The organism is Microvirga pakistanensis (assembly GCF_004458765.1).
GTDB lineage: Bacteria > Pseudomonadota > Alphaproteobacteria > Rhizobiales > Beijerinckiaceae > Microvirga > Microvirga pakistanensis.
Window position 1 is genome coordinate 92016 of the sequence record NZ_SPJX01000288.1, and the last position, 11049, is coordinate 103064.

Genomic DNA, 11049 nt, shown 5'->3' on the forward strand with positions numbered 1-11049 from the left:
GTTTCCACTGGTGTGGAATCATCTCTCTTCTTTGGGTTGTCGCATTTTTGACGGCGAACCGGATCCACTTCGCCGACAATGCTCTAGTGCGCCTCGTCCCAGTTCTGCGCGGCGCGGGCTTCCACGGCGAGCGGAACCTTGAGATTCACGGCCGGGAAGGGCGCTTCCGTCATCACGCGGGAGATCACCGGCAGCGTCGCCTCCACCTCGTCGTCGGGGGCTTCGAACACGAGTTCGTCGTGCACCTGCAGCAGCATGCGCGCAGACAGGCGCTCGGCCTTGAGCGCATCCTCCATGCGGATCATCGCCCGGCGGATGATATCGGCGGCGGTGCCCTGGATGGGTGCGTTGATGGCCTGACGCTCCACGCCCGCGCGCTCGGAAGGATTGCTCGAGCGGATCTGCGGGTAGTGGCACACGCGTCCGAACAGCGTGGTCACATAGCCCTTGTCCTTGCAGGCCCTCTTCGTCTCGTCGATATAGGTGCGGATGCCCGGGAAGCGCTCGAAATACTGCTTGATGAAGGCGGACGCCTCCGCGTTCGGGATGCCGAGGCGCGTGGCGAGCCCGAAGGCCGAGATGCCGTAGATGATGCCGAAATTGATGGTCTTCGCCTGGCGGCGCAGGTCGGGCGTCATCTGGTCGAGCGGCACGCCGAACATGGCGGAGGCCGTCGCCGCGTGAATGTCTACGCCGTTCGCGAAGGCGTCCTGCAGCTGCGGAATGTCGGCGATATGCGCGAGGATCCTCAGCTCGATCTGGCTGTAGTCGGCCGAGATGATCTTGTGACCCGCCGGCGCGATGAAGGCCGTGCGGATCTTGCGGCCCGCCTCCGTGCGGATCGGGATGTTCTGCAGGTTCGGATCGGACGAGGAGAGGCGGCCCGTCGTGGTGGCCGCGAGCGAGAATGAGGTATGCACCCGCTTGGTCTCCGGATGCATGTGCTCCTGGAGCGTATCCGTGTAGGTGGATTTCAGCTTGGAGAGCTGCCGCCATTCGAGGATTTTCGCAGGCAGTTCGTGACCGGCCTGAGCCAGCTCATCGAGGAGGGTCGCAGGCGTCGCCCATTGACCCGACGGCGTCTTCTTCGCGCCCGGCAAACCCATCTTGCCGAAAAGGATGTCGCCGATCTGCTTCGGGCTGCCGAGGGCGAATTTCTCGCCCGCCATCTCGTGGATCTCGTCCTCGAGGCGCGCGAGTATCTGCGAGAAGTCGCCGGAGAGGCGGCTCAGGATCTGGCGGTCCACGAGGATGCCGCGCATCTCCATGCGGGCGATCACGTCGACGAGCGGACGCTCGAGCGTTTCATAGACCGTGGCGCGATGCTCGGCGACGAGACGGGGCTTGAGGATCTGCCAGAGGCGTAAGGTCACGTCCGCGTCTTCGGCGGCGTAGGCGGTGGCCTTCGAGATCTCGACCTTGTCGAAGGTCACCTTGTTCCGGCCCGTGCCGGCCACGTCCGAGAAGCTGATCGGCGCGTGGCCGAGATGCCGGCGGGACAACTCGTCCATGCCGTGCGAGCCTTTTCCCGCATCCAGCACGTAGGAAATCAGCATCGTGTCGTCGATGGGTCGCACATCGATGTTGTGGCGCTTGAACACGATCCAGTCGTATTTCAGGTTCTGGCCGATCTTGAGGACGGACGGATCCTCGAGCATGGGCCGGACGGCGTCGAGCGCATCGGTCACCGGAAGCTGACCCTTGACCAGCCCGCCGCCGAAGAGATCGGATTCGTCCCGGTGCTGGAGGGGCACATAGCAGGCCCGGCCCGGCTCCAACGCCAGCGAGAAGCCCACGATGTCGGCGCGGTTGGCATCGAGGTCGCTCGTCTCGGTGTCGACGGCGACATAGCCCTGCTCGCGCGCCCGGGCGACCCATTCCTTCAGGCGCTCGAGGCTCGTGACGGTTTCGTAGGACGACACGTCGAACGGCAAGGAGGAGGCTTGCGTCGCGCGCTTTCCAGCCACTTGCGAAGGCGTGCCGACACCCTCCAGGGGCTTGCGGGCCGCCCCAGTCTCGGGGAGGTCGAGCCCGGCGAAGGGATCGATATCGCCCGAGGCCGCTTCACCCTTTTCGAAGAGCGGCGGATCGTCATTCACCGTCACGGGGCCGCCATCGCGCTCCCACCTGATCGCCTCGCCGCCCGGCATCAGGCGCGGTTCGGGTTCGATCGCGGCAGGATCGGCGTCGTAGAGTTCCGCCACGCGGCGCGTGAGCGTGCTGAACTCCATCGCCTTGAGGAAGCCGATGAGGGTCTTCGGGTCGGGCTCCGGCACGCGCAGGTCGTCGAGGGGAACCGGCACCGGCGCGTCGCAATCGAGCGTCACGAGTTTCTTGGACAGCCGCGCGGCTTCCGCGTTGCTGATCAGCGTTTCCCGGCGCTTGGGCTGCTTGATCTCGTTCGCGCGGGCCAGCAGCGTCTCGAGATCGCCGTACTCCTTGATGAGCTGCGCCGCGGTCTTGAGGCCGATGCCGGGGACGCCCGGCACGTTGTCCGAGGTGTCGCCCATGAGGGCGAGAACGTCGCCGATTTTCTCAGGTGGGATGCCCTCCCACTTCTCGGTCACGGCGGCCTCGTCAAGGTTGCGCTCGGGCCGGTAGCCGGGCTTGCCCTTGGAGCCGGACTCGAAATCGTAGAAGCACACCTTGGGTCCGACGAGCTGCATCAGGTCCTTGTCGGAGGAGATGATGAGCACGTCCGCGCCGCGGGCCTTCGCCTGCTGGGTGTAGGTGGCGATCAGGTCGTCCGCCTCGTAGCGCTGCAACTCCACGGGCTCCAGGCCGAAGGCGCGGATCGCCTCTCGCATGAGCGGCATCTGGACCTTCAGGTCCTCCGGCGCGTCCGGGCGATGGCCCTTGTAGTCCTCGTAGAGCTCCTTGCGGAACGAGCCCTCGGATTTGTCGAGCACGATGGCGAGATGCGTCGGCTTCAGGCCCGCCGCGCCGTCGCGCATGAACTGCAGGAGCTTGGACACGAACAGGCGCACCGCTCCCGTCGGCATGCCGTCCGAGCTGCGGGAATTGTACTTCTGGTCCTGGTTCATGGACTGGAAGTAGGCCCGGAAGATGAAGGAGGAGCCGTCGACGAGGAAGATGTGGTCGCCGGCTTGGACGGGACGGGAGGAAGCCATGGGTCTCGTTCGTGGAGAAAAAACAGCCTGCAAGAGATAGTGTTTTTGGAGGCCGATGGCTATCCCGGCGGGCCGCCTAAGCGGCCCTGAGGCGTGCGAGGTCGAGGTCGAGCTCGCGCAGCGCCTGCATCACCACGCCTTCGGTGAGAAGGTCGAGGGAGGATTCCACCACGTGGATGGCGGCAAGCGCCCTCAATTCGGGAATGGTCTGCGATTCGAGGGCCGCCTCGAAGGACGGACGGAGCAGGTCCATGGCCCGCGTGCCGGGGCCGCAGAGCACGATATGGTCCGGTTCCAGGGTCTGGATCAGGATGCCGACCGCGTCCCCCAGAACCTCGCCCGCCTCGTGGAACAGCTTGAGGAGGGCAGGATCGCCCGATCGGGCCTGGTCCACCACCGCGTTCATGGCTTCCTCGCCCGGCAGCAGCAGGGTGGGGGCCGGGCGGTGGTCGATGAGCTGGGCATCCCGGTGCAGGGCGTAATCGGCAAGATACGCCTCGATGCAGCCCCGCCCGCCGCAGCGGCATTGCGGACCGCTCCGCCGGAGCCGCACATGGCCGAACTCGCTGCCGCCGAACCGGGCGCCGCGGTAGAGCTCGCCCTGGATCAGGAAGCCCATGCCGACGCCGTCACCAACCATCAGGCAGGCGGTTCGGCCTGAGCGGAAATCCGGGTTGCGCTGCGCGATGGCGAAGGCCATGGCGCTGGCATCGTTCTCGATCAGCACGGGCCTGCCCAGCCGCTCGCTCAAACCCGCCGCGAGGGGCAGGTCGCGGGTGCCGAGCACCGGGCTCCAGGCCACGACGCCGTCCCGGGTGTCCACATAGCCCTGGCAGGCCAAGCCGATGGCCTTCAGGTCGGCTGCGCCGGTTTCGCTGACGAAGGTGGTGATGGTGTCGGCCAGAACATCCATCAGCTCCTCGGCCCCGAGATTCCTCAACGGCCGCTCGATGTGACGGCTCGCCCGGTTCCGTCCCGCGCTGTCCACCAGCCGAAGCTCGATGCGGTTGAACCCGGTCCAGACGCCGATCACGGACCCCAGCGACTCGGCGAAGAACAGGCGCACCTTGGGACGACCCCGGATCAGGCCCGGCCCCTGATCCGCCGCCTCTTCGGTCACGAGAATGCCCTCGTCGAGGAGGCTGGCGGCCAGCTCCGAGACGCTCGCCGGGCTCATGCCGAGATGCTGGCCGATTTCCACCCGTGCCATGGGTCCCTCCCGGCGCAAGGCGTCCAGAAGACGACGCCGGGCTGTTTCGCGGGGGGAAAGGGGGAGCATGGACATAGCAGTCATTTATTCACTTAACGAATAAATCATCTCTGGGTCAAAAGGATATCCGACCAAGTAATGAGAGCTTTGCCGCTTGAAGGCCTGATGGAGAGGGATAATTATTTCCCCGCTCGAAAATAAAGCATGGCAGCGTGAGCCACCTCTGTCGATCCGATCAGGAGAGACAGCCTGCCATGAGCACCGGGCCTAGAGGGAAGAACGGCCCAGGAGGAAGCCAATGGTATCGAAGAAGCATGCTCTCATCAGTCTTGTCGCCTTGACCCTTTCGGCAGGCGCGGCTCTCGCCCAGGGCAAGGGCCCAGTCGTCGGCGTCAGCTGGTCGAACTTCCAGGAAGAGCGCTGGAAGACCGACGAGGCCGCCATCAAGGCGGCGATCGAAAAGGCGGGCGGCACCTATGTATCGGCGGATGCCCAATCATCGCCCGCCAAGCAGCTCACCGACATCGAGAGCCTGATCGCCCGGGGCGCCAAGGCGCTGATCGTGCTGGCGCAGGATGCGGATGCGGTGCGGCCCGCCGTCGAGAAGGCGGTGGCCGAGGGCATCCCGATCGTGGGCTATGACCGCCTCATCGAGATTCCGCAGGCCTTCTATCTCACCTTCGACAATGTCGAGGTCGGCCGCCTGCAGGCGCGCGAAGTGTTCAAGCTGAAGCCCGAGGGCAACTACGCCTTCATCAAGGGCTCTGGCTCCGATCCGAACGCCAACTTCCTGTTCCAGGGCGCGATGGAAGTGCTCAAGCCCGCCATCGACGCGGGCAAGATCAAGAACGTGGGCGAGGCCTACACGGATGGCTGGCTCCCCGCCAATGCCCAGCGGAACATGGAGCAGTTCCTGACCAAGAACAACAACAAGATCGATGCGGTCGTCGCCGCCAACGATGGCACCGCCGGCGGCGCCATCGCGGCGCTTGCCGCCCAGGGGCTTGCGGGCTCCGTGCCGGTGTCCGGCCAGGACGCCGACAAGGCCGCCCTCAACCGCGTCGCCCTCGGCACGCAGACCGTGACCGTGTTCAAGGATGCCCGCGAACTCGGCCGGAACGCCGCCGAAATCGCGCTGCAGCTCGCCGGCGGCAAGAAGCTCACCGAGATCCAGGGGGCGAAGTCCTGGAATCTCGGCCCGAAGAAGCAGAACATGACGGCTCTATTCCTCACGCCCGTCGCGGTCACCAAGGACAACCTCGACGTGGTCATCAATGCGGGCTGGGCCTCGAAGGAAGTGGTCTGCCAGGGCGTGAAGCCCGGCACGGTGAAGGCCTGCAACTGAGACGGGCTTCATCCTGGATCCGCCCCTCCCGGGAGCCGCGGCTCCCGGGAGGGTCTTTGTCATTGAACCTTTTCCTCGTATGACGCCATGAACGCACCTGTTGCCACAACCGCCCCGCCGCCGAGCACCGCTTCCGGCTCGCTTCTGTCGAAGCTCGAGATCGACGTGCGCATGCTCGGCATGCTCGCGGCTCTCGCCGTGATCTGGGTCGGGTTCGATCTCCTGTCGGGCGGCGTCTTCCTCACGCCGCGCAACCTTTGGAACCTGTCCGTTCAGACCGCCTCCGTGGCGATCATGGCGACCGGCATGGTGCTCGTGATCGTCACGCGCAACATCGACCTGTCGGTGGGGGCGATCCTCGGCGTCGTCGGCATGATCGTCGGCGTCGCCCAGGTGCAGTGGCTGCCGGCCTATCTCGGCCTGGAGCATCCGCTCACGGCTCCCCTCGTGGTGCTGCTCGCGATCACGGTCGGCGGGCTCATCGGCCTTTTCCAGGGCTGGCTCATCGCCTATCTCGGCATTCCTTCCTTCATCGTCACCCTCGGCGGCCTCCTGGTCTGGCGCGGCGCCGCCTGGTGGGTGACGGCCGGTCAGACCGTCGCGCCCATGGACAGCCGCTTCAAGGCCTTCGGCGGCGGGGTCGAAGGCGCGCTCGGGGCAACGGCTACCTGGATCATCGCGGCGGTGGCCTGCGGGCTCATCATCGTGGCGCTTGGCCTGGCCCGACGGCGCCGCCTGAGCTTCGGCTTCCCGGTGCGTCCCGGCTGGGCCGACATGGTGATCGCCACCGTCGCGTGCGGCGCGGTGCTGGCGGCCGCCGCTGTCGCCAATGCCTATCCCCTGCCCGCGGGCACCGCCCGCAACTGGGCGGAGGCCAACGGCATTCCATGGCCCGAGGGCGGCTTGTTCATTCCGCATGGCGTGGCGCTGCCGGTGCTGATCGCCGTGATGGTGGGTCTCGTGATGACCTTCATCGCCACGCGCCGCCGTTTCGGCCGCTATGTGTTCGCCATCGGCGGCAATCCGGAAGCGGCGGAACTGTCGGGCATCAACACCCGCTGGACGCTGATGAAGGTGTTCGGCCTCATGGGCCTGCTCTGCGGCATCTCGGCCTGCATCTCCACGGCCCGTCTCAACGCCGCCACCAACGCGGCGGGCACCCTCGACGAGCTTTATGTGATCGCCTCCGCGGTGATCGGCGGCACCTCGCTTGCGGGCGGCATCGGCACCATCGCGGGCGCGATGCTGGGCGCCCTCGTCATGCAGTCGCTGCAATCGGGCATGGTGCTGCTCGGCGTCGACACGCCCCTGCAGAACATCGTCGTCGGCGCGGTGCTCGTGCTGGCGGTGTGGGTCGATGGCCTCTATCGCCGCCGCATCAAGTAAGGGGAGCGCATCATGCAACAGAATGGAACGACGCCTCTCGTCGAGATGCGCAACATCTCCATCGCCTTCGGGGGCATCAAGGCGGTGGATGACGTGTCCGTCGATCTGCGTCCCGGCGAGGTGGTGGGACTGCTCGGCCATAACGGCGCAGGCAAGTCGACGCTGATCAAGATCCTCTCCGGCGCCTACAAGCCGGACGCGGGCGAGATCTATGTGAACGGCGAGCACGCCGATATTTCAACCCCGCGCGACGCCAAGCGCTACGGCATCGAGACGATCTACCAGACGCTGGCTCTCGCCGACAACATCGATGCGGCGGGCAACATCTTCCTCGGCCGCGAGGTGCTGACTCCCTACGGCACGCTCGACGATGCCGCGATGGAAGCCGAGACCCGCAAGGTCATGGCGCGCCTCAACCCGCATTTCCGCCGCTTCAAGGAGCCCGTGAAGGCGCTGTCCGGCGGCCAGCGGCAATCGGTGGCCATTGCGCGCGCGATCTATTTCAACGCGCGCGTGCTGATCATGGACGAGCCCACGGCGGCGCTCGGCCCCGCCGAGACACAGCAGGTCGCCGACCTCGTGCTGCAGCTGAAGAAGGAGGGTATCGGAATCTTCCTCATCAGCCACGACATCCACGACGTGTTCGGCCTCGCCGACCGGGTGAGCGTGATGAAGAACGGCAAGCTCGTGGGCTCCGCCAACGTGCAGGATGTCACGCAGGACGAGGTGCTCGGCATGATCATCCTGGGCAAGTGCCCGCCCGGCGCAACGCCGGGACCGGGAGCGAGCTGAGGCGATTGTCCCGGCCAAACATTTCTCCGTCATGGCCGGGCTTGCCCCGGCCATCCCATTTGAAGGACATGCTTTTCCAGGTCGCGTTGACCGGCACAAGGCCGGTGATGACAATGAGGCTAAGCTCGTGACCCGACGGCCATGGACGCGGAAGCCTCCCGCGCCTCCGCCTCTTCCTTCTGCCGCACCGTTTCCATCGTATCCCGCCGCACGACGAGGCAGAGGATGGCGAGGGGGATGCCGAGCGCCGCCGTTCCGGTGAAGAGCAGCGGGTAGCCGTAAGCATCCACGATCGCCCCGGATGCACCGCCGATGAGCTTTCCGGGAAGCGCATAGAGCGAGCTGAGCAGCGCGTATTGGGTCGCCGCGAAGCCCGGTGAGGTGAGGCCCGACATATAGGCGATCAGCGCCGCGCCCGCGAAACCTTGAGCGAAATTGTCGATGCTGATGGTGAGCGTCAGGCCCGTGATGGTGGCGTGACCGGCGGCGAGCCAGGAGAACATCACATTCGATCCGGCAGCAAGGCTGGCGCCGATGAGCAGGGTCCACCAGAGGCCGAGACGCGTCAGCGCAAGGCCGCCCCCGAAGGCCCCGACGATGCCGATCCACACGCCATAGAGCTTCGAAATGCTGGCGATGTCGGCCTTCGAGAAGCCCAGGTCGATGTAGAGCGGGTTCGCCATGATGCCCGCCATGAAGTCCGGCAGACGGTAGCAGGCCACGAGCGCCAGGATCGGGATCAGCATCATCCGCTTGCGCTGGAAGAGATCGGCCACGGGCTCGACGATGGCCTGGGAGAAGGGAGGGTTATCGCGAACCCGAACCTCGTCGATGCGCGGGGCGAGCAGGGTGCCCACGAGGCCCACGCCCATGAGGGCTGCCATGGACAGATAGGCGGCGGGCCAGTTCACGAGGTCGGCGATGTAGAGCGCGCCTGCGCCCGCGCAGAGAAGGGCCAAGCGATAGCCGAGCTGGAGGCTCGCCGCCATCATGCCCTGGCGCTCCGTGGGCGCCGCATCGATACGCCAGCCGTCGATCACCACATCCTGCGTGGCGGAGAAGAAGGCGATCATCACCGCCGACACGATGGTGAGGGGCAGGCTGACCGTCGGTCCGGTGACCGCCATGCCGAGGAGAGCCGCCATCACGCCGAGCTGCGCCAGGGCCATCCACCCGCGACGGCGGCCGAGCAGACGGGCGAGAACCGGCACGTCGTAGCGGTCGACGATGGGCGCCCACAGGAACTTGAAGGAATAGGCCAAGCCCACCCAACTCATCAGGCCGATGATCGTGAGCGAAATGCCGGCCTCCCGCAGCCAGGTCGAGAGGGTGCTGAAGACGAGCAGGAAGGGCAGCCCCGAGGAGAACCCCAGGGGCAGCATGAGCGCGATGCGCCCGTCGGTGAGAACGTCCTTGAGCGAAAGGCGGCGTTTGGTCGTGGTGGCCATGAAGCGAAAGGTAAAATCACATGCGTTCGAAGTGGGGCCACATTGGCACAAGGGGGCAGGGATGCAAAATCAGGCGTCTTCCTCCTGGCGCCCGACGGAGGTGCAGAGCTTCGTCAGGAAGAGCTCGAGTGCCTTGTCGGGCGGGCAGCTCTTTTCCGTGAGAACCCGCAGGCCCCACTGTTCCAGAACTGCCTGTTCCACCGGGTTCGACCGGAGCATGAAAACGTAGGATTGCGGCCGGTCGCGCTCGTAGCCCGATCCGCTCCAGGTTTTCCAGAGCCGGTGCATGAGAAAGCGGATGTTGAGATCCGTCATGCTGTAGCCGATGAACAGGATGGTCTTGCCAAGAGCATCCGAGCGGAACTTGATATCAAGCGGGGATTCGAACGACAGGCGGTCGAGATAATCGGTCTCGGCGATCACGATGGAATCGTCGTCGTCGAAATCGCCATGGTATTTGACGATCTGCGGCACGCCCTCGCGGACGCGGGCGATGTCCTTGGCGTTGACGATCTTCACGTAGTCCTTTCCATGGAGATCGAAGGCGGTTTCCAGGTTCCGGTCGAAGTTCGTCGTGTAGATGATGGGGAAGTCGAGCTTGCAGATGAGGTCGTGAACCTTCGAGGCTCGGAGCTTGTCCTCGGGAATCGTCCAGTTCCGGTCCATCCAGCTGCGGAGAGGGCCGATGCTGCCCTGCTTGATCCGGTAATACTCGGCGAGTGTGAGGTAGTTCAGGTCGCCATTCTTGAAACTGGACGTATCGAGTTCGAGTTCGCGGGACACATGCTCGATCAGGGTGCTCCAGGAGGGCAGCCCCACGGTCATCGATACGCCGGCCCCGGCGAACAGGATGGCCTGTCGTTTCCGGATGGCCCTGACCAGATCTTCCAGCACGCGAGACGCTCCTCGTGAACATACTCCTGTCCATAACGCCCGAGGTGGGCTCTCGGGCTCAATGAAGATGGATAACGTGGGCGTTTCAGGTGTTGTCCTGGGGAAACCAGGATCTCAGGCAGAAGGAAGCCCGACGTGACAGCCTATCGGATCAAGCAGATCGACACCGTCTACGAGGGGTGGCGCAAGCTCCTGAAACTCACGGTTCAGATGCCGGACGGGCGGACCATGATCCGCGAGATCCTCAACAGCGGGGATGCGGCCGCCGTGCTGCCCTACGACCTGGACAGGCGAAAGGTCATTCTCATCCGGCAGTTTCGCGCACCCGTCATGCATCGCGAAGGGCACCCGGATTTTCTCGAGGCGATCGCGGGCCTTCTCGACGAAGACGAGCCCGAGGACTGCGCCCGTCGCGAGAGCATGGAGGAAGCAGGCCTGCGGGTGGAGCGCCTGGAGCCCCTGGGCCGGTTCTGGTCGGCCCCCGGAGCCACCACGGAGCGTCTGCACCTCTTCCTCGCTCCCTATGGGGAAGCGGATCGGGTCGCCGAAGGCGGCGGCCTGGCCGATGAGCACGAGGAGATCGAGGTGCTGGAGGTCGGCTTCGACGACCTCGCGGGTTTCGTCACCGACACCACAATCGCCGACATGAAGACCCTGGCGTTGGTGCAGGCGCTGCGATTGCGGCACCCGCAGGCCTTTGGGCAAAGCTAGCCGAGGCGCTCCGCGTGCCAGTTGAGGTGGAGGTCGATGAAGGATGCGATGAAGAAGTAGGAATGGTCGTAGCCGTGCTGCCGGCGCAGGGTGAGCGGCTGGCCGGCCTTGGCGCAGGCCTCCTCGAGCAGG

8 protein-coding genes and 1 pseudogene are annotated in these 11049 nt (G+C 65.5%); 4 read left to right on the plus strand and 5 right to left on the minus strand.

Features of this window, described 5'->3' with window-relative positions:
- Positions 1-83 precede the first annotated feature (83 nt).
- Both polA and E4K09_RS15920 read right to left on the minus strand, forming a co-directional pair.
- A complete protein-coding gene (gene polA, locus E4K09_RS15915) occupies positions 84-3131 on the minus strand; it encodes a DNA polymerase I (RefSeq protein ID WP_134498646.1) in 3048 nt (1015 codons plus the stop codon).
- Positions 3132-3207: 76 nt separating this feature from the next.
- Positions 3208-4425: an ROK family protein gene (locus tag E4K09_RS15920; RefSeq protein WP_134498648.1), complete on the minus strand. Its 1218-nt coding sequence runs from the start codon at positions 4423-4425 to the stop codon at positions 3208-3210.
- Between the two features lie 214 nt (positions 4426-4639).
- Here E4K09_RS15920 and xylF point away from each other — a divergent pair, with 214 nt between their 5' ends.
- From xylF to E4K09_RS15935, 3 genes are all read left to right on the plus strand, one after another.
- Positions 4640-5686 (plus strand): D-xylose ABC transporter substrate-binding protein, encoded by a 1047-nt coding sequence (xylF, locus tag E4K09_RS15925; protein WP_134498651.1) that lies wholly within the window; start codon positions 4640-4642, stop codon positions 5684-5686.
- Between the two features lie 87 nt (positions 5687-5773).
- Positions 5774-7072 carry a sugar ABC transporter permease gene (locus tag E4K09_RS15930; protein WP_134498653.1) on the plus strand — a complete coding sequence of 433 codons (1299 nt, stop codon included), beginning with the start codon at positions 5774-5776 and terminating at the stop codon, positions 7070-7072.
- Positions 7073-7084: 12 nt separating this feature from the next.
- Positions 7085-7864 (plus strand): ATP-binding cassette domain-containing protein, encoded by a 780-nt coding sequence (locus tag E4K09_RS15935; protein WP_134498655.1) that lies wholly within the window; start codon positions 7085-7087, stop codon positions 7862-7864.
- 119 nt (positions 7865-7983) lie between these two features.
- Here E4K09_RS15935 and E4K09_RS15940 read toward each other — a convergent pair whose 3' ends face one another.
- The gene (locus tag E4K09_RS15940) at positions 7984-9312 is read right to left on the minus strand and encodes an AmpG family muropeptide MFS transporter (protein ID WP_244610523.1); all 1329 of its coding nucleotides are present in this window, start codon (positions 9310-9312) and stop codon (positions 7984-7986) included.
- Positions 9313-9381: 69 nt separating this feature from the next.
- A complete protein-coding gene (locus tag E4K09_RS15945; RefSeq protein ID WP_134498657.1) occupies positions 9382-10206 on the minus strand; it encodes an SIR2 family NAD-dependent protein deacylase in 825 nt (274 codons plus the stop codon).
- A 135-nt stretch (positions 10207-10341) separates the two neighbouring features.
- Here E4K09_RS15945 and E4K09_RS15950 point away from each other — a divergent pair, with 135 nt between their 5' ends.
- The gene (locus E4K09_RS15950) at positions 10342-10917 is read left to right on the plus strand and encodes an NUDIX domain-containing protein (protein ID WP_244610524.1); all 576 of its coding nucleotides are present in this window, start codon (positions 10342-10344) and stop codon (positions 10915-10917) included.
- Here E4K09_RS15950 and E4K09_RS30270 read toward each other — a convergent pair.
- Positions 10914-11049, minus strand: a pseudogene (locus E4K09_RS30270) (S-formylglutathione hydrolase); the annotation flags it as partial. The gene E4K09_RS15950 and the pseudogene E4K09_RS30270 sit on opposite strands and share 4 nt — an antisense overlap.

Coding starts and splice junctions, on each gene's coding strand:
- E4K09_RS15930 (WP_134498653.1), top strand. CDS start 5,774: ATGAACGCACCTGTTGCCACAACCGCCCCGCCGCCGAGCACCGCTTCC.
- E4K09_RS15920 (WP_134498648.1), bottom strand. CDS start 4,425: ATGACTGCTATGTCCATGCTCCCCCTTTCCCCCCGCGAAACAGCCCGG.
- E4K09_RS15940 (WP_244610523.1), bottom strand. CDS start 9,312: ATGGCCACCACGACCAAACGCCGCCTTTCGCTCAAGGACGTTCTCACC.
- polA (WP_134498646.1), bottom strand. CDS start 3,131: ATGGCTTCCTCCCGTCCCGTCCAAGCCGGCGACCACATCTTCCTCGTC.
- xylF (WP_134498651.1), top strand. CDS start 4,640: ATGGTATCGAAGAAGCATGCTCTCATCAGTCTTGTCGCCTTGACCCTT.
- E4K09_RS15935 (WP_134498655.1), top strand. CDS start 7,085: ATGCAACAGAATGGAACGACGCCTCTCGTCGAGATGCGCAACATCTCC.